This window comes from Stenotrophomonas sp. 704A1 (genome assembly GCF_030549525.1).
GTDB classification, from domain to species: domain Bacteria; phylum Pseudomonadota; class Gammaproteobacteria; order Xanthomonadales; family Xanthomonadaceae; genus Stenotrophomonas; species Stenotrophomonas tuberculopleuritidis.
In genome coordinates this window covers 32,669-50,543 of sequence record NZ_CP130831.1, presented here as the reverse complement: position 1 = coordinate 50,543, position 17,875 = coordinate 32,669, and the positions used below count along the sequence as shown (strand labels likewise).

13 protein-coding genes and 3 pseudogenes are annotated in these 17,875 nt (G+C 64.0%); 4 read left to right on the top strand and 12 right to left on the bottom strand.

The features are described from left to right. Positions 1-53 precede the first annotated feature (53 nt). From ligD to Q5Z10_RS00200, 3 genes are all read right to left on the bottom strand, one after another. Complete coding sequence (gene ligD / locus Q5Z10_RS00210; protein WP_303637358.1) at positions 54-2,528, bottom strand: DNA ligase D; 2,475 nt, start codon at positions 2,526-2,528, stop codon at positions 54-56. A gap of 3 nt (positions 2,529-2,531) precedes the next feature. Continuing rightward, on the bottom strand, positions 2,532-3,476 hold the full coding sequence (gene ku / locus Q5Z10_RS00205) for a non-homologous end joining protein Ku (protein ID WP_303637357.1): 945 nt from the start codon (positions 3,474-3,476) through the stop codon (positions 2,532-2,534). Positions 3,477-3,706: 230 nt separating this feature from the next. Further along, positions 3,707-4,105: a hypothetical protein gene (locus tag Q5Z10_RS00200; RefSeq protein ID WP_303637356.1), complete on the bottom strand. Its 399-nt coding sequence runs from the start codon at positions 4,103-4,105 to the stop codon at positions 3,707-3,709. Between the two features lie 141 nt (positions 4,106-4,246). On the opposite strand from Q5Z10_RS00200, the gene Q5Z10_RS00195 reads away from it, so the two are divergent. Next, positions 4,247-4,573, top strand: coding sequence for a hypothetical protein (locus tag Q5Z10_RS00195; RefSeq protein ID WP_303637355.1), 327 nt, complete (start codon positions 4,247-4,249; stop codon positions 4,571-4,573). 85 nt (positions 4,574-4,658) lie between these two features. On the opposite strand, the gene Q5Z10_RS00190 is transcribed toward Q5Z10_RS00195, so the two are convergent. Next, entirely contained in the window at positions 4,659-6,749 is a 2,091-nt protein-coding gene (locus Q5Z10_RS00190; protein WP_303637354.1) for a TonB-dependent receptor family protein, read from the bottom strand. Positions 6,750-6,920: 171 nt separating this feature from the next. On the opposite strand from Q5Z10_RS00190, the gene Q5Z10_RS00185 reads away from it, so the two are divergent. The 3 genes from Q5Z10_RS00185 (at position 6,921) to Q5Z10_RS00175 (ending at position 10,290) form a co-directional block, all read left to right on the top strand. Continuing rightward, complete coding sequence (locus Q5Z10_RS00185) at positions 6,921-8,123, top strand: amino acid aminotransferase (RefSeq protein ID WP_303637353.1); 1,203 nt, start codon at positions 6,921-6,923, stop codon at positions 8,121-8,123. 334 nt (positions 8,124-8,457) lie between these two features. Further along, positions 8,458-9,474, top strand: coding sequence for a class 1 fructose-bisphosphatase (locus tag Q5Z10_RS00180; protein ID WP_303637352.1), 1,017 nt, complete (start codon positions 8,458-8,460; stop codon positions 9,472-9,474). A 108-nt stretch (positions 9,475-9,582) separates the two neighbouring features. Next, positions 9,583-10,290 (top strand): 2OG-Fe(II) oxygenase, encoded by a 708-nt coding sequence (locus Q5Z10_RS00175; protein ID WP_303637351.1) that lies wholly within the window; start codon positions 9,583-9,585, stop codon positions 10,288-10,290. A gap of 66 nt (positions 10,291-10,356) precedes the next feature. Here the strand turns inward: Q5Z10_RS00175 and Q5Z10_RS00170 are convergent, their stop codons facing one another. From Q5Z10_RS00170 to Q5Z10_RS00140, 8 genes and pseudogenes are all read right to left on the bottom strand, one after another. Next, positions 10,357-10,539, bottom strand: a complete 183-nt coding sequence (locus tag Q5Z10_RS00170) for a hypothetical protein (protein WP_303637350.1) — start codon at positions 10,537-10,539, stop codon at positions 10,357-10,359. Positions 10,540-10,548: 9 nt separating this feature from the next. After that, positions 10,549-10,878, bottom strand: a complete 330-nt coding sequence (locus Q5Z10_RS00165; protein WP_303637349.1) for a hypothetical protein — start codon at positions 10,876-10,878, stop codon at positions 10,549-10,551. A gap of 90 nt (positions 10,879-10,968) precedes the next feature. Next, a pseudogene (locus tag Q5Z10_RS21375) lies at positions 10,969-11,184 on the bottom strand (polymorphic toxin type 37 domain-containing protein); the annotation flags it as partial. A 197-nt stretch (positions 11,185-11,381) separates the two neighbouring features. Then, positions 11,382-11,654, bottom strand: a pseudogene (locus Q5Z10_RS21370) (RHS repeat-associated core domain-containing protein); the annotation flags it as partial. Between the two features lie 160 nt (positions 11,655-11,814). Next, positions 11,815-12,669: pseudogene (locus Q5Z10_RS00155) on the bottom strand (PA0069 family radical SAM protein); the annotation flags it as partial. Between the two features lie 525 nt (positions 12,670-13,194). Beyond that, the gene (locus Q5Z10_RS00150) at positions 13,195-13,662 is read right to left on the bottom strand and encodes a hypothetical protein (RefSeq protein WP_303637347.1); all 468 of its coding nucleotides are present in this window, start codon (positions 13,660-13,662) and stop codon (positions 13,195-13,197) included. A gap of 61 nt (positions 13,663-13,723) precedes the next feature. Then, a complete protein-coding gene (locus Q5Z10_RS00145; protein ID WP_303637346.1) occupies positions 13,724-14,098 on the bottom strand; it encodes a hypothetical protein in 375 nt (124 codons plus the stop codon). A gap of 5 nt (positions 14,099-14,103) precedes the next feature. Beyond that, positions 14,104-17,724: an RHS repeat domain-containing protein gene (locus tag Q5Z10_RS00140; RefSeq protein ID WP_303637345.1), complete on the bottom strand. Its 3,621-nt coding sequence runs from the start codon at positions 17,722-17,724 to the stop codon at positions 14,104-14,106. Positions 17,725-17,875: the final 151 nt, after the last annotated feature.

The window sequence follows — 17,875 nt, the reverse complement described above, 5'->3', positions numbered from 1 at the left end:
GCCCGGCAGGCTTCCGCCCACCGCGCTGCGCGCTCGCCGGGCAGGGCCCGGCGCTACCGCTTCAATGTGGGCAGGGTCTGCCGCAACCGCTCGATGCCCTGCCATGGGTCGGCCTTCAGGCGCTTTGCGCGTGCCAGCGCTTTGTCCATCGGGAACGCATCGGCCGCGCTGACCCGCGCCAGTTCTTCCCAGCGCAGCGGAACGGCCACCCCGGCGCTTTCGCGCGCCCGCAGCGACCACGAGCACACGCTGGTGGCGCCACGGGTATTGCGCAGCCAGTCGATGAAGATCACGCCAGTGCGCTTGGCCTTGCTCATCGTGGCAACGTAGCGGTCCGGCGCCTGTGCGGCCATGGCCTGTGCGAACGCTTCGCAGAACGCCTTGGCCTCGTTCCAGTCCGCCTTCGGCTGCAGCGGCACCACCACGTGCACGCCCTTGCCGCCGGACAACCGCACGAAGCTCTGCAGTCCGACCTCCTGCAGGCGGTCGCGCACTTCACGTGCCCCCCGTTTCACCTGCGCCCAGCTGACTCCTTCACCCGGATCGAGATCGAACACCAGCCGGTCGGGATGCTCCGGGTCGGCCACCGTCGCGCCCCAGGGGTGCAGTTCCAGGGTGTTCATCTGCACCAGCTGCAGCAGGCCGCGGGCGTCGTCGATGAAGACATACTCCTCGCGCCCGCTCTTCTGCTGCAGGGGCACCGCATGCACCGCGTCGCCCAGCCCGGCGCCGTGATGCTTCTGGAAGAAGCAGGCCTTGCCGACGCCATCGGGGCAGCGCAGCAACGACAGCGGCCGTCCACCGATTTCCGGCAGGATCCAGCGCGCCATCTGCCGGTAGTAGTCGGCCACGTCACCCTTGCTGAGCTTCTTCCGTGCAAACACCACGCGCTCGGGGTGGGTGATGGCAACGTCCCCGCTGTCGACGGCAACCGTTTCGCGCATCGCCAGGTCCTCCTTCTTCTTGTCGCTGCGCAGCCGCTTGAAGCTGGCCTGGCGCAGCAGCCCTTCCTTGCCCCAGCCACGGAACGCCACTTCGGCCACGGCCACCGGCTTCACCCAGCGCACGCTGGCCGCGCGGAACGGTACGTGCGCGGGCAGCTCCAGCACCGGCGAGGTCACCGCCAGTGGCTGCAACGCCGCGCTCAGCGCGCGCAGGCTGTCATCGTCGAAGCCGGTGCCGACGCGGCCTACATAGCGCAGTCCCCCCTTGTCCGGTGCTGCCAGCAGCAACGAACCGAATCCGACCCGGGATCCCTTCGGCGCGGTATGGCCGATGATCACGAACTCGTCGGTGTCCTCGTGCTTCACCTTCACCCAGCTGCGCGCACGGGTGTTCACGTAGGGCGCGTCGACTTGCTTGCTGACGATGCCTTCGAAGCCGGCCTTGCCGCTGGCATCGAACACCGCAGGTCCGTGGTCGATGACATGCTCGCTGAAGGCAAGCGTCCCCGGCGTGTCACCGAGCAGCGCCTTCAGCAGCGCCTTGCGCTCGTGCAGCGGTGCGCGACTGATATCAACGCCCGCCACACCGGGCAGGTCGAACACGATGTAGCGCAGCGGTTGCTTCGAGCTGCCGTCGATCACCCGCTGCAGCGCGGCAAAATCGCTGCGGCCGTTGCTGTCCAGCACGACCAGTTCGCCATCCAGGCGCGCATCGCCGACTGGCAATGCCAGTACCGCCTGCACCACCTCGGGGAAGTCGGCGGTCCAGTCCAGGCCGTTGCGTGATCGCAGCTTGACCTGACCGTCGTGCAGATCGGCCAGCAGCCGGTAGCCATCCCACTTGATCTCGTGCAGCCAGCGGTCGCCATCCGGCGCGCTGTCGCGGTGGTCGGTCAACTGCGGCTTGAATGCCTGCGGATAGGGGCGGTCACGCGCGCCGTCCAGCGTCAGCGCGCGCGCCCGCCAACGTGCGTCCGATGTGCGCGGGGATGCCCGCACGGCCTTCTTTGCTGACTTCTTCGTCGACTTCTTCGTCGATTTCTTCGCTGGCGCGGCAGCATCCAGCAGATCATCGGCCTCGGCGTCGCGGGCCTCGTCGTCATCGCGCTTGATCAGCAGCCACTGCACCTGCCGGCCCTTCATTGCCGTGCGCACCAGTTTCCAGCCACCGGCCAGGCGCTGCCCATGCAGCACGAAGTCGATCTTGCCCGCCGCCAAGGCCGCCAGCGGATCGCCTTCGCAGGCCCAGCTGCCGTGGTCGAACACCTGCACATGGCCGGCGCCGTAGTGGCCCTGCGGGATATCACCTTCAAAGCCGGCATAGGACAGCGGATGATCCTCCACTTCCACTGCCAGGCGCTTCTCTCCGACCCGCAACGACGGCCCCTTCGGCACCGCCCAGCTTTTCAGCACGCCATCCATTTCCAGGCGGAAATCGTAGTGGCGCGAGCTGGCATGGTGCAGCTGGATGACGAAGATCGGCCGCCGCCGCGGATCGCCATGGGCCGGTGCATCGTCCGGTTCCGGCGTCTGCCCGCTGCCACCGCCGAGGCGCCGCTTGCGACGGTACTGGTGCAGCGACACGACTCACCCCGCCCTGCGTCGGGCGGGGGCCTTCTTCGCCACCTTGGCCGCCGTTCTTCCGGCCGCCTTCTTCGCGGCCTTCTTCACCGTCTTCTTCGCCGCCTTCTTTGCCGGCGCCCGGCGCGCGGCGGTCTTCTTCGCCGGCGTGCGCTTGTTCGCATCCAGGCTCTTCTGCAACAGGGCCATGAAGTCCACCACGTTGGTGGTCGCATCCTCGCGCGGTGCCGGCTCTTCCTCCACCGTCGTGGTGCCGCCCTTGGATCGGATGCGCTTGTTCAACACCTGCTGCAGGCGCTCGCGGAACTCATCGTGGTACTGCGAGGGATCCCAGTCGCCGGCCATCGATTCGATCAGCTGCTCGGCCATCGCCGTTTCCTTGCTGGTGATGCGGTAGTCGGACGGGCTGCCGGTGGGCAGCTTGTAGTCGTCCGGCTCCACCAGTTCCTGTGGATAGCGCAGGATCATCAGCACCAGCGCATCGTCGTTGGGCATCACTGCGCACAGGTATTCGCGCGTGCGCACCACCACCCGCGCGATGCCGACCTTGCCGGTGCTGCGCAGTGTCTGGCGCAGCAGCACATAGCCCTTCTCGGCCTTCTTGCCGGGCACCAGCAGATAGGGCTTCTCGTAATAGCGGGGATCGATCTGCGTGGCATCGACGAAGGTCTCCACCTCGACCGTCTCATGGCTCTCCGGCGCGGCCGAGCGGATATCGCTGTCCTCCAGCACCACATAGCTGCCCTTGTCGTATTCGTAGGCCTTGACGATGTCCTTCCAGGGCACCTCTTCGCCGGTATCGGCGTTGACCCGCTCGAAGCGGATCGGCTTGCGGTCGCGCGAATCAAGCATGCGGAAGTGCAGGTCGACCTTGCGCTCACCGGACATCAGCGAAACCGGCACGTTGAGCAGGCCGAAGGAGAGGGTACCGGTCCAGATCGGGCGGGCCATGGGTACACCAGCAGCAGGGCAGGACCTCCAGCTTGGTCCGGGCGGTGTCAACCATCCGTGTCGACGCCGTGCAGGGCGGTTCTACAGGGGGCATGGCCGGGCGATGGCCGCTGCCGCCGTGCTGGCGTCTGCGTCCCCTGCCGCCGCGCTGGCGTCTGCGTCCCCTGCCGCCGCGCTGGCGTCTGCATCCCCTGCGGCCGCGCTGCGCGCTCGCCGGGCATGGCCCGGCGCTACTGCAGCAGCGGCTTCACGGCGGCGGCCGGGATGTGGTCCAGCGCGCGCCAGGCGTCTTCCACCACCGGCTGTGCCTGCGCCCAGCTCAGCCGCGACTGCCCGCGCATCTGCTCCCAGTGCTCGGCCAGCTCCTCGCAGGTCTCGGCCGCGCCGCCACGCGGCCAGTCGGCGGCGTGGGTGGTCAGCGCGAAGGCGTAGACCGGGCACAGGTCGCGCCAGTTGCGGTGGCCGTGGCCGCGGCGCTGTTCGTAGTCGCTCAGCATGTACTGCAGGTAGTCCTGCGCCACCGCCTGCGGGTCTTCATGGCGACGCGCGCGACGCGGCGCGGTGCGCGGGCCGAGCGGGTCCAGCAGGGCGTTGAACACGGACGGGGCGGGGCGTTCAAGACGCGGCATGGCCGGCTCCTGCAGCAGGGCGGGTGGGCAGGAATACGCGCGGTGCCGTTAGCCAGTCGTGACAAAGATGTTCATGACGCCGGGTTCGCGGTGGCTTTACCTTCCACGCGCTGTAGTGGAGCCCTGCCAGAGGAGACCGCCATGACCACCCGTGACCCCCTGCGTGAGACCCACGCCCCGCTGCCGGGCGAGCAGCGTGCCAAGCATGACAACGACGATGCCGACTACCGCGGGACCGGTGCACCGTTCATGCAGGGCAGCGATGCCCTGCCGGTGAAACGCGAATCCGAGCAGGCCGCACAGGACCGCAAGGACTGCGGCGACCGCAACCGCGGTGGCCAGGAGAGTCCGCTCAAGCGCCGCGAGCGCAAGCAGCATGCCAGCGACAATCAGGATGAAGCGCTGGAGGAGACCTTCCCGGCCAGCGACCCGACCTCGCCGTTCGTACCGGCCAAGGCCCCCGACTGAGCGGTAACGCCGGGCCATGCCCGCCGAGCGCGCAGCGCGGACGTGACGGATCCGCCGGGCATGGCCCGGCGCTACCGGGGGCCGCCTAACGCCAGGACCACTGCAGCCCCACGCCCGCGCGACGGTCCGGGCCCGGCTCGAAGAACCGGCCGTTGCCATCATTGACGATCACCGAGCCGATGTAGCGCTGGTCGAGCGCATTGTCGATGCGGGCAAACGCGCGCAGTTCACCGGCCTGCAGCGTCCAGCGACGTCCGGCTTCCAGGTTCAGCACGGCGTAGCCCGGCGCGCGATCGGTCGCCAGGTCATTCACCACCACGTCGCTGCCGGCGCTGCCTTCCACGGCCCACTGCCAGTCCCCCGGGGTCCACTGCAGGCGGGCGAAGGCCTGTTGCCGCGGCACGCCGGGAAGACGGGTGCCGGCGGCGACCACTGCGTTGGCGGTCAGGTACGGCGAGCGCACCTGCGCCTGCAGCCGGGTCCAGGCCAGCTGCAGCGCCAGCTGCTCGGTCAGCGGATGGCGGTACTGCAGTTCCACGCCCTGGCGGCGGGTGCGGCCGATGTTGCGGTAGGTGCTGCGACCGTTGCTGTTGCTGGCAACAGCCAGCTCATTGTCGGTATCTGCACGGAACAGGCTGATATCGAGCTGGGTTCCATCCTGCGCACGCCACTTGCTGCCGACCTCCAGGTTGCGGCTGCGTGCGGCGGCAAGGTCCAGCGCCAATCCGGCCTGCCCGTCGGCGCGATAGCCCAGCTCGTTGAAGGTCGGCGTCTCGAAGCCGCGCCCCACCGCGGCGTGCAGACGCCACTGCGGGCTGGCCTCGAAACTGACGCCCGCCACCGGCGTGGTGGCCTGGTAACGACGGTGGCCGCTGTCATCCGGGTTGCGGCCGACGATGTAGCGATCATCCGATTCGAAGCGCACCGCGCTGTGGCGCACGCCCGCCAGCAGCGACCAGCGCGGGCTCCATTGCCACCACAGCTGGGCGAACTGATCCAGGTTCTGCACCACATCGATCTGGTCGCGGCGCAGCCGGCCGCGCACGCCCAGCAGGCTGCCGACGACGTTCTCGTAACCGGTGCGGTGCTGGCGCTGGCGGTCGGCGTTGATCCCGACCACCAGGTCCAGCGGGCGCCCCGCCACATCGCCGTTCCAGCCCCAGCGCGCATCCAGTCCGCCGTAGCCGCCGTCCAGGTCGATCACCCCACCGGCGTGCAGCGGGTTGGCCTGCGGCGCGGGTGGAATCGGCAGGAACTGGGTCACGGTGCGCTGGCCGGCATATCCCATCAGTTGCCAGCGCTGCGCGCCGGTTTCCCGGGTCCAGCGCAGGCCGGCCTGCTGCTGGCGCACCGACTTGCGGGTGTTGTACTGCGCCGCCACCGCCGTCGCCTGGCGTGGATCGGCGGCCACCTGTGCGCGGGTCAGGCCCAGCGGATCCTGTGCATCCGGGGCCTGCAGCGCGTTGAGCAGCAGCTCCAGGCGGCCGCCGCCCAGCTCGGTGCCGAAGCGGGCATTGAGCGATTCGCGGCGTGCGCGGCTGTGGTCGCGCCAGCCATCGGTTCGGAAGTGGTTGGCCGCGATGTTGTAGTCGATGCCCCTGCCCGCGCCGCGCAGCTGGGCGCCGACGCTGACTGTCGCGTCGGCACCCGCGTTCACCCGCAGCCGCCAGGGATCACCGGCCTGGCCCTGCGCGCTCCACACCTGCAGCACGCCGCCGGAGGAGTTGCCGTACAGGGCCGAGAACGGCCCGCGCAGGACTTCGACGCGCTCGGCACCGAGCAGGCTGGCGTGCGACAGCTGGCCCTGGCCATCAGGCATGGTGGCCGGCACGCCGTCGATCAGCACCCGGACCCCGCGCACGCCAAAGGTCGAGCGCGCGCCGAAGCCACGGATCGACAGCTGGGTGTCCTGGGCGAAGTTCTGCCGGTCACGGGCCAGCAGACCGGGCACTCCGCCCAGGGCCTCGGACAGCTGCACGCCCGGACCGGCCCGGTCGGGGTCGATCCAGACCGTGTCCAGACTGCCCGGCAGAGCGAAGGGATCCACCCCCTGCACCCGCGCCGCCTGCACCTGCACCGTGGGCAGGGTGCTCGGCGCGGGAGCGCCGGCCGCTGCCAGGGGCGACAGCAACAGGGCCGAGGACAGTAGGCAGTTACGTCGTGCAGCAGGATTCATGATTCAGGTTGATGGATCGGGCGGCAACGCACGCCATGGTACGGGGCCACGGATGACGATGGCGGCGTCCAGCCCCGGCCGGCTTTGTTACGATGGGTCGGTTTCGGCCGACAGGCCGCAAGCCGCGTGGCGCAATTCCTCCCCCTTTCCGTCTACCGAACGAGTACCGCCGTGTCCTTCTTTGCAAACGTGGAACTGGTCCCAGGCGACCCGATCCTGGGCCTGACCGAGGCGTACAACGCCGACAGCCGCCCGACCAAGGTCAACCTGGGTGTGGGCATCTACTACGACGAGAGCGGCCGCATTCCGCTGCTGCGCGCCGTCAAGCAGATCGAGCAGCAGCTCGCCGCTGAAGCCAAACCGCGCGGCTACCTGCCGATCGATGGCCTGCCGGCGTACACCCAGGCCACCCGTGAGCTGGTGTTCGGCAAGGACTCGCCGCTGCTGGCCGCCGGCCGCGTCACCACCGCGCAGACCGTCGGTGGCAGTGGTGCGCTGCGCGTCGGCGCCGACGTGCTGAAGAAGCTGCTGCCGCACGCCACCGTCGCCCTGAGCAACCCGAGCTGGGAGAACCACCGCGCGGTGTTCAGTGCCGCGGGTTTCGAGGTGGTGGATTACACCTACTTCGACCCGACCACCCATGGCGTTGATTTCGACGGCATGCTGGCCGATCTGGGCAAGCTGCAGGCCGGTACCGTGGTGCTGCTGCATGCCTGCTGCCACAACCCCACCGGCGCCGACCTCACCGTCAGCCAGTGGAAGCAGGTGGCCCAGCTGCTCAAGGACAAGCAGCTGTTCCCCTTCATCGACATGGCCTACCAGGGCTTCGACAAGGGCATCGAGCAGGATGGCGCTGCCGTGCGCATCATCGCCGAGGCCGGCATCGACAGCTTCATCGTCGCCAACTCGTACTCCAAGTCGTTCTCGCTGTACGGCGAGCGCGTGGGTGCGCTGTCGATGGTCGCGCCGACCGCCGCGGACGCCAAGGCGGTGCAGTCGCAGGTCAAGCGCGTGATCCGCACGATCTACTCCAGTCCGTCCACCCACGGTGCCGCGCTGGTTGCCGGTGTGCTGACCAACCCCGAGCTGCGCGCGATGTGGGAGCAGGAACTGACCGAGATGCGCGAGCGCATCCACGCCCTGCGCCAGGGCCTGGTCGAGAAGCTGGCCGCTGCCGGTGCCCCGCAGTTCGGTTTCATCAACGAGCAGGCAGGCATGTTCTCCTACTCGGGCCTGAGCCGCGAACAGGTCGAGCGCCTGCGCGACGAGTTCGGTATCTACGCCGTCGGCACCGGCCGCATCTGCGTGGCCGCGCTGAACCAGAACAACCTGGAGTACGTCGCCAAGGCCGTGGCCACCGTCGCCAAGGGCTGAAGCAACGCTCAAGTGGATTGAAGACAAAGGCGCCGAAAGGCGCCTTTGTTTTTTGCTCTTGCCTTTGCCATCCCCACCGCGCTCGCGGCGAACCCTGAAGCGCGTGGGAGGGGGAGGCGATGCAGGACCGTTGGCGCCATGGATGGCGCCATCGAGCTTACATGGACGTACTTGCAGCGTGTCCTGCATCGCCTCCCCCTCCCACGAGCCTCGATAAAAGGAAGGCGCCACGAGCGCAACGCATCTGGAAACGATTACGCCTTCCCGCGCTCACGCACGGCCCCGCCAGACGGGCGACAATAGGCGTTTTCCCGCTGCCGAGACCTGCCCGCTCATGTCCCGTACCTCGTTGACCCGCTTCCTGATCCAGCAGCAGCACGCCGGCCGCATCAACGCCGATCTGCGCCAGCTGATCGCGGTCGTCGCCCGCGCCTGCACCAGCATCTCCATCGCCGTCAGCAAGGGCGCCCTCGGTGGCGTGCTCGGCGAGGCCGGTACTGGCAACGTGCAGGGCGAAGCGCAGAAGAAGCTGGATGTCATCAGCAACGAGATCCTGCTGGAAGCCAACGCCTGGGGTGGCCACCTCGCCGCCTGCGCCTCGGAGGAGATGGACCACAGCCAGCCGGTGCCGGACATCTACCCGCGCGGCGATTTCCTGCTGCTGTTCGATCCCCTGGATGGCAGTTCCAACATCGACGTCAACGTCTCCGTCGGCACCATCTTCTCGGTGCTGCGCTGCCCGACCAACGTCGAACTGCCTGGCGATGACGCCTTCCTGCAGCCGGGCAGCAGGCAGATCGCCGCCGGTTACTGCATCTACGGGCCCAGCACGCAGCTGGTGCTGACCGTCGGCCACGGTACCCATGCCTTCACCCTGGACCGCGAAACCGGCGAGTTCGTGCTGACCACCGAGAACATGCAGATCCCGGCGGCCACCCAGGAGTTCGCCATCAACATGTCCAACCAGCGGCACTGGGAAGCGCCGATGCAGGCCTACGTGGAAGACCTGCTGGCCGGCAAGGATGGCCCGCGCGGCAAGAACTTCAACATGCGCTGGATCGCCAGCATGGTCGCCGATGTGCACCGCATCCTCACCCGCGGCGGCATCTTCATCTATCCGTGGGACAAGAAGGATCCGTCCAAGGCCGGCAAGCTGCGCCTGATGTACGAGGCCAACCCGATGGGCCTGCTGGTGGAGCAGGCCGGCGGCGCTGCCTGGACCGGTCGCGAGCGCATTACCGACCTCCAGCCCGACCACCTGCACCAGCGCGTGCCGGTGTTCCTCGGTTCGCGCGAAGAGGTCGCCGAAGCCGTGCGCTATCACCAGGAGCATGACGCGAAGAGCGTCTGACCGCGGCCATCCCTACAGCGGTCATGGCACCTTGATGACATGACCGCGGGGTGACAGCAGGGGCGGCAAACGGCACCATCAAGCCCTTGCCGTCCAAGGAATGCACGCATGCACGCGCCGGGCCCTGTCGATTTCATCGAGGTCATCCACAACGCCGTCCCCAGCGACGTGTGCGCTGCGATCGTCGCGCGCATGCGTGCAAGCCAGGGCCTGAAACCCGGTGCGGTGGGCAGCGGTGTATTCCCGGAACTCAAGCACAGCAAGGATCTGCGGATCAGCGGCGTGGACGGCTGGCAGGATGTGGACCAGCAGCTGCAGCAGGCGGTATTTGCCGGTCTGCAGACTTATCTACGCCGTTATCCACAGGCATTGATCGCGCCGCTGATGTTGCAGATCCAGGACAGCAACGGCCAGCCGCGACGCCTGTCGGCCGAGGATTTCCCCGACATGGCGCCGGAGCAGCTGGCGGATCTGGCGCGCACCTGCCTGCGCCCCGGCGCAATCAACCTGCAATGGTATGCGGCGGGCGAGGGCGGCTACCCGTACTGGCACTGCGAGCTGTACCCGAAGGACGCGCAGGCCGAGACGCTGCACCGGCACGTGCTGTGGACGCTGTACCTCAACGACGACTTCGAAGAGGGCGAAACCGAGTTCCTGTTCCAGGGCCGGAAGATCGCACCGCGTACCGGCAGCCTGCTGATCGCCCCGACCGCGTTCACCCACACCCATCGCGGCAACCGGCCGCAGGGCGGCGACAAGTTCATCGCCACCAGCTGGATCCTGTTCCAGAGCGCGCAGAAGTTGTTTGGGGGGTGACCTCGAGCCTGCTCGACGATATCGCTTGCTCGACTGAACCTGGAGCGAAGTCGAGCAGGCTCGACGCTACCGAGGACGGCGGCGATAGAGAATCCCGCCCGCCACAGCGCCGAACACCGCCACACCCAAGCCAACGAGCTCTTCTTCTCCGAGCGCTTCGCCCCACATCAGCTTGCCGGCCGTCAGCAGCAGGACGTTCAGCGGAAGCATCCACAGGAACGCGATGCCGAGCCAGTGGATAGTCCTCATTTCATAGGCCTACTGGTCCGGATACATCGACTTGAACCAGTAGGCGGATCTGTTCCGCATCCATGAGCTGAATTCTTCCGTCTCCAGTTCCCGCAGCTGGCGCATGTCTATCCCATAGCGTTGGAACAACGAAATCAGCTCTCTCATAGCGTCCTCATCCACAGCCGACGGATCAACAGATACGTTGATCATTCTGAGAAACCCCTCAACAGACACCACGCCCGATGTCTTACTCAATCTGGAGAAGAAAGCGTCCTCGTCCAGTCGTGAATAGAACCTCAAAGATTCAACTTCCAGCTTCAGCACAGAATTAGCGCCTTCTTCCACCAGGATAGACATTAATGTAGTCGCCATTTGGGGATTGAGCGTCCCACCGTGGGCTCCCCCTCCTTGACCAGAGGGAACCCAGACATCTCCGGATTTGTCCAGCCATCCACTCCCTCTGCCATTCGGGCTCTTAACCCACTGAGGCCCCTTCTTGGGTGCACAGTATCCCTCAACCTCGCCAGGAAGACCCGGAGCTTTCGCGCCGTTGGGATCTGTTGCATCGGCGGGTGGCTTGTTGTACAGCGCCCTCGCAAGCTGAGGAAGTGAAGGAGAGACAAGGACGATGGTCCCGAAGATGCCAAAACTCCCCGCATCCAATCGAGGACCACCATACTCTTCAGAACCGCCCGTGGTGTAGTTGCCTGGATAGTAGGTCGGACGCAGTGCGCGAGCCTGAAGTCCGAGGGGGTCAACCGAATTGATTGGATTGCCGCCAGCATAGGCGTACGTATTGGTTCCCCCGCCAACCCGATCGGATCACTCTGCACATATCGTCCGATACTCGCGTCATAGTCGCGGAAGCCGTTGTACCAGAGTCCGCTTTCCACATAGTAGTACTGGCCGGGGAAGCCAATGTTCAACCCTCCGATCTCATCCTTCTGGACGCTACGTCCGTAGGCGTAGTTGTACGCCTTCCAGACGGTCTGCTGGCCCGGGCTGGTGACGAACTCCGGGCGACCAAGATGATCGGTATGCACATAATTGTGCTGCCCGCTGCGAGCAAGCCCAACCAGTTCACCTTCAAACCAGCAATAATTGGTCCACACCCCGTTGTTCAGCTCAGTCATGAGCTGGTTCTGGCCGGCGTAGAAGTAGCGGCTGTTGGTGGTCTGGTTGATCTTTGCAACGCGCTGCCCCTGCGCATTGAGCACGTAGTCAGTCGGAGTACCACCGATGTAGCTGCGGCTCATGCGATTAAGGCGTCGTCTCCGTACGCCCCGTAATTTTTTAGAACAGCGACCCCTGCGGCGAATCCTTCTGCGGCGGCAGCGGCTTCTGGAACCGGCTGCAGTCCAGCGTCGGCCAGTGGCTGTTCTGCGCATTGAAGCCCAGCCGCTTGCGCGCCAGCTTGAAGCGGTTGCTCAACAGCTCTGCGTACACCCCTTGGCCGCGCATGCGCGTGCCGAACCGGCTGTCGTAATCCTTGCCGCCGCGCAGCTGCTGGATGGTGCTCATCACGTGCGCAGCGCGATCCGGATGATGGGTATCGAGCCAGTCGCGGAACAGCGGCGCCACTTCCAGCGGCAGGCGCAGCAGTACGTAACCGGCAGTGCTGGCGCCGGCATCGTGTGCAGCCTCCAGCACCGCTTCCAGCTCGCTGTCGTTGATCCATGGGATCACCGGCGCGACCATCACGCCCACCGGAATGCCGGCCTGGTGCAGACGCTTCATCGCACGCAGCCGCGCATGGGGTGCGGAGGCGCGCGGATCCAGCTTTGCCGACAGATGCGGATCCAGCGACGTCACCGAGAAATGCACGCTGACCAGGTTCTCAGCCGCCAGTGGAGCGAGCAGATCGATGTCGCGCTCGACCAGCGCATTCTTGGTGATCAGCGAGAACGGATGCTTCGTTTCCAGCATCACTTCGATCAACTGGCGGGTCAGCTTGAACGTGCGCTCGATCGGGTGGTACGCGTCGGTGTTGATGCCCAGTGCGATCGGCTGCGGCACGTAGCCCGGCTTCGACAGCTCCTTGCGCAGCAGCTGCGGCGCGTTGGTCTTGGCAAACAGCTTGGTCTCGAAGTCCAGGCCAGGCGACAGGTTCAGATAGGCATGCGAGGGGCGGGCGAAACAGTAGGAGCAGCAACATTATATGTGTTCGAGAGAAAGTGCTCAGCATGAGATCGCCTGCAGCTGGTGTCGCCACAGCCTAGCCTCAGAATCCCACCTTCTTGTCCCTTAGCCCAAGCCAATACAGGGTAGGTTAGCCCAGCTAGTCGGGACATGGGTCCAGTGATCGGGCAATTGAGAATGAACCGCTCTCGCTCCGCAATTTTTGCCGCGTCAGGCCGAACTGACTGCATCAATGATCAATTTTGACCATACCGGTGCGAACAATATCTCGCTGTCCGCCAAGGGCGGAGCTCATTGAAGAGACACTTTTAGATTACCGCCACTTCAGGCATCACGCTCGGCGGAAGCTGACCCCAATCGTTGGGCACCTGGCACCGAAGGCTCCGATGGGGTCTCTCGAATGGCCGGGACGGGCGAGGAGCAGAACTCTTCTGCCCCACAGACCTTCATTCCCTCGCTCTGCTTTCGACCGAGCGCGGACGTTCGAGATTCTGGAGTCACTAAAGAAAAGGATCTGGCGTCGCCTTAGATGAACTATCCCCCCTCACTCTTGGCGATCCCTTGAACGAGGTATTTCATTGCGGAGGAGGCATCCTGCAGATCTCTGAAGTGCTCCATGCTTGAATTGTAGTCTCCATTGCTAGCTTTCAGGCAACCTGTATTCTCACACAGTGTCTGCGCCCGCTGATATGTATCAGGAAGTTCCGCCTTGTGCTTCTCTAAGAATGAGAGAGCTGCCAGCATAAATCCGGACATAGATCCACTTGTGGTGAAGTCAAAACCCGACAAGAGCGCACTGGCTTCTCGCTCGATCTTACGCATCTCGACAACCCTCTGCTCCGCGTCAGAGGCCTTCTTTTGATAGGAAGCCATTCCCAGAGCTAAAGCGGTGATAAATAGCGCATATACAACATGCACCAATCTAGACCTAGCAGTTGGAGCTGCGATAAGAAGACTAACAAGTGATGCTATGGTTCCAACAATTCCAAGCGCGGCGAGCATAAATATCCACTGTGAGAACAAAATACCTAAAGGACGTCGACGCTATTGATCGATCTGGTAGCTACACCGATTGCGCTACTAGCAGCCATGGCTTGTATCGCTGAAAGAAGAGACGACGAATGCCCAGGTAGAAACGCTCCAGTGGACCAATCCGGAAGAATGTAAATCCTGAGTCGCCATTCTGCCGTCGAGAGGGACTTTCCTCTGCGACTTCCCACAAATTGTGAACCCAGCAGTACGTTCTCAAGAGCCCCCTCTCACGCCCCGTTACTTCGTTATTGTGCATTCGCTCGGCAAGCAGCTTGCTTGCCCGAATGACCGCGTTATCGGCATTGTTTGCACTCAAGAAGAAGGTTGTATGGAAGCCGCCGACACGCCCCTCAAGCTCAGGGGCGTGAACGAAAACGCCTTCGATCATTATCCGATAGGAGATCATCTCAGCTATCTATTTCCATTTAGCTTTTCGTCGAGCTTCTTGGAATCAAGTCTTCCCCCAACATTGAAGTAGCCTTGGAATCCCCCGTCCTGCCCGACCTTGACGCCTGGCATAGGTATGCCCGTGGACTTATTGATCGTTCCCATCAAGTTGTTCCATCTATCTATATCGGCCTGCTCAGCCGGTCGCGGCGTAGGGTCCGGAATGTACTCTGCTGCCTCTGCCACCTGCTCAAGTGCGCCCGCTGCCGCCAGCGCAGCCACACTCAGTTTGCCCCAGAACGAATGCCCTCTAATACCTTCTGTTTGATAGTGCGGCAAGCCTTTGCTGCCATCTTCCAATTCATGAGCCGCATGCTTTAACTGATCTGCTCTTCCGTGCGCAGCTGTTTCGATCTGACTTGCCACTTGCCTGCGATCTGCAACGACATTCTGCCCCGCCCGGCGTGCAGCAACTGCTTGCTCTTGTGTGATGCGGGCCACCTTGTTCGCCTGATTCGCCGTCAGCCGAACTAGCCATGCCACACGCCCCGCCTCTCCGTTAGGATCGATGAATTTGTATGGATTGTTATTGGCATAGCGGTAGCGATTGAAGTGCGAGGCGGGCTTCTGTAGAGCCGTAATCGGGTCCACGCTCAGGAAGATGCCGATGCTCGGGTCGTAGTAGCGCTGCTGCATGTAGGACAGGCTATTTGCGCTATCCGAAACATGTCCGGCGTAGCCGATGCCATCGGTTAGGGGACGATTGCGTAGTTCGCCATAGGGCTCGTAGTAGCTGCGCTCGACCACAGTTCCAGAGGCATCGGTCACGGCCACCGGAGATCCCAACGCATCCAGATGCTGGTAGGTTGGACGAGTCACGCCATCAGTACCGGTTTCCAAGGTAGCTACCAGCATACCGCCAAGGTAAAGGTACTCGCGACTTTTGCCGTCGCGCTCGCTCTGCTGACGGCGAAGCTTACCGTCCCCATCGTACATCGATAGGATCGAACCGCTGCCCTGCAACCACGCCAGTACGCGACGACCCTCCGCGTCATAGCGGTAGTTTTCCGGTCCAGGAGCAGAGCGCAGACGGTTGCCCATATCAAAGATGAAAGGTTGGCCGTTGCGGAGTGCGAGATTGCCTTGAGCGTCGTAGGCCAAGCCGATGGTGGTGGCGCCTTGGCTGGACATGACATTGGTCAGGCGGTTCTTCGCATCGTATACGTACGTGTGGTCCTTGCCGCTCGCAACCCGCGCACTGCGGATGTTGTCCAGCACGTCATAGGTATATAGCAGGCTTCCGTCGCCACCAAAGGTGGGGGACGTTGCCTGCACTAGCCGCCCCAAACCGTCATAGCTCATCTGGCGGTCGCGTCCTGCGCTGACCATGTCAGTGATGCGGGTGACATTGCCGACGCGATCATACGCATACGCTAAGCTACTGACGCTCGGAAGAGCACCGATGCTGCTGGGCGCCTGCTGGATGTTAAACGCCTGCTCGAACCTGACGCCGTTACCGTAGGAGAAGCCCACCGGGCTGCCATTGGGATGGTAGGTTACGCCGAGGACGTAGTTGCCTACCCGCGTTGCCTGACCGAGCGCATTGGGGTCAAGTGCAATGTAGGTTCCGCTTGGATACTGAATGCCCGATCGTGCGCCGTTGGCGTCGTAGGCATAGCCTAGTGCCCAAGTAAACCATCCGGCCTGGGATGTGGATTCCCCCACCAGCAGCCTACGTTTGTTGTAGGTGTAAGTGTTGATAGTGTGGTTAGCACCACCGTCGTTTGCGGTCTGCACCTCCGCCGGCAACCCATCAGAGGTGTAACTCCAGCTCTGGTTGCCGTTGCCGTCTGGGAAAGTCAGGGTGATGATACGGTTGCGGACATCGTAGGCACGCGTCACCTGACGCCCGGAGCCCTGTGCAGCTGTCAGATCACAGTTGTCTGGACTGGGCAGGTTGAGGCCACTCGCGGACCAGGCCAGGTTACCGGCGCCATCATAGGCGGTTACCGTCGTACCTGCTTCCGGCTCGATGAGCTTGCACAGAGTTCCGCCCTCGCCATAGGCAAAGCTGCGGCGTAGCTGCACGCTGCTGTCTGCGTTGCGTCGGATCACAGCGGTGGGCCGGGCGTAGCGGTCACGTAGCACGTCTGTGAATGATCCTTCCGGTGCGCGAATGGCGATGGGATTCGACTGCGCCGGGGTACCAAAGGCTTGGTATTGGATCTGCGTCGTGTGGCCTAGCGGATCCACCGTGGTTTGCCAATTACCTGGCTGGTAGGTGGATACAGTGATGGCCAGTCCATCGTCTGTGTCTTGGGCGGTAGATGTAACGCGACCCAGCGCATCGTATTCCTTCCATGTGCCCTTCACCGGAGGCAGCGTTACCTGCACGTTGGTGTTCGGCGTGGACTCACCGAACCGGCCGACGCCTTCTTGGTTCATCCGCCACTGCAGCGGGTAGCTACCCGGCGTGGAGGGAGCAGTGATTGTGAAGACGAACTCCACCAGCCCGTTAGGCGGCACGCTGCTTGGTAGCGCAACACGTTGCATGCCCCAGACCGTGTTGTCGGCAGGATTTTCCGATGCCAATGCATAGCCGGCGGCTGAGGTCCAGGTTGTCTCACCATTGTTGCGAACCAGCAGGCGCATTTGCGTAGAGCTTCCGGTCTGCATGCCCAGCGGCATCGGACCGCCCTCCATTCGCGCCGAGTTCACCGGGGCACTGACGTTGATCGCCACATTTGGCGTGGCAGGGCCGAACCAGCCCTTACCATCCGCCCACATCTGGCGCTGGAAGTTGTAGGTGCCTGGCGTAGGCGGCGCCTGCAGCGTAACGGGTATGTCCACGGATTCGCCAGGCGCAACCGTCCGTGGCAGCGCAGTACGTACCGCGCCCCATACGGTAGAGTCGGTGGGATTCTGCGAACCCAGCCAGTAGCTACCCGGCTGCCAAGCGATATCTCCGGTGTTTTTCATGCGCACCGTAGCCACCTGGGCGACACCGGTCTTCATAGACGTTGGCACCGACTGGGCTTCGAAATCGGCATTGTTGACTGGCTGCCAGACAAAGAAGCCAATCTGCCCTGTGGCCAAGCCGAACCAGGCGCCATTGCGCTGCATCTGCAACTGAAAGCCGTACCACCCGCCATTGGTGGCACCCGAGTTGGGGGTGGCAGTGAAGTTGAATGTGGCAGTCTGGCCCGGGGCCACAGGTCCAGACACCGGGATGCTACCTACACCCCAGCCGCCCTGAGGCATGGCTAGTGCATAGCCTCCTTCAGGCGTCCAAGTCGTCTCACCGGTGTTCTTCATCGTCACGCTGACATTGAAGGGTTGTCCGGCCACAACGCGATTGGTGGAAAGAGATGCGGTCACCTTCTCAGCCGAATCGATGGGCGCAGGCGGTGCATTCACCGTTATGGTCACCGGTCCACTGGATAGCGACCGCACCACTTCCTCACCATTGAGGTTGCGTATGCCCTGCGCGGTAAGCATGTAGACGTAGGTGCCGGGCGGCAGGCCCTGCACGGTATAGGTGCCGTAGGCGAAGTTGGTAACTAGGGTGCCGTTCTGCGTCAAGCGGACATTGTCGATGTATTCCGATTTGGGGCCGCCGTTGGTGCTACCGAACTCGACCGTCATGCTTACGGTTGCCGGCGCAGTGTAGACGGTCTGTGCAGGCCCGGTTAGCCGCACCCAGGCCTGCGCCAACACCGATGGGCTGACCCCAAGCAAGCAGATTGCCAGCAGTGCCGAAGCTGCGCAGTGGCTGCGCAAGGCATCGAGGAGGTGT

What these genes read in the sequence shown, in the direction of transcription:
- ku (WP_303637357.1), bottom strand. Translation starts at nt 3,476, where the DNA reads ATGGCCCGCCCGATCTGGACCGGTACCCTCTCCTTCGGCCTGCTCAAC.
- Q5Z10_RS00200 (WP_303637356.1), bottom strand. Translation starts at nt 4,105, where the DNA reads ATGCCGCGTCTTGAACGCCCCGCCCCGTCCGTGTTCAACGCCCTGCTG.
- Q5Z10_RS00195 (WP_303637355.1), top strand. Translation starts at nt 4,247, where the DNA reads ATGACCACCCGTGACCCCCTGCGTGAGACCCACGCCCCGCTGCCGGGC.
- Q5Z10_RS00190 (WP_303637354.1), bottom strand. Translation starts at nt 6,749, where the DNA reads ATGAATCCTGCTGCACGACGTAACTGCCTACTGTCCTCGGCCCTGTTG.
- Q5Z10_RS00180 (WP_303637352.1), top strand. Translation starts at nt 8,458, where the DNA reads ATGTCCCGTACCTCGTTGACCCGCTTCCTGATCCAGCAGCAGCACGCC.
- Q5Z10_RS00175 (WP_303637351.1), top strand. Translation starts at nt 9,583, where the DNA reads ATGCACGCGCCGGGCCCTGTCGATTTCATCGAGGTCATCCACAACGCC.
- Q5Z10_RS00170 (WP_303637350.1), bottom strand. Translation starts at nt 10,539, where the DNA reads ATGAGGACTATCCACTGGCTCGGCATCGCGTTCCTGTGGATGCTTCCG.
- Q5Z10_RS00165 (WP_303637349.1), bottom strand. Translation starts at nt 10,878, where the DNA reads ATGTCTATCCTGGTGGAAGAAGGCGCTAATTCTGTGCTGAAGCTGGAA.
- Q5Z10_RS00150 (WP_303637347.1), bottom strand. Translation starts at nt 13,662, where the DNA reads ATGCTCGCCGCGCTTGGAATTGTTGGAACCATAGCATCACTTGTTAGT.
- Q5Z10_RS00145 (WP_303637346.1), bottom strand. Translation starts at nt 14,098, where the DNA reads ATGATCTCCTATCGGATAATGATCGAAGGCGTTTTCGTTCACGCCCCT.
- Q5Z10_RS00140 (WP_303637345.1), bottom strand. Translation starts at nt 17,724, where the DNA reads ATGACGGTCGAGTTCGGTAGCACCAACGGCGGCCCCAAATCGGAATAC.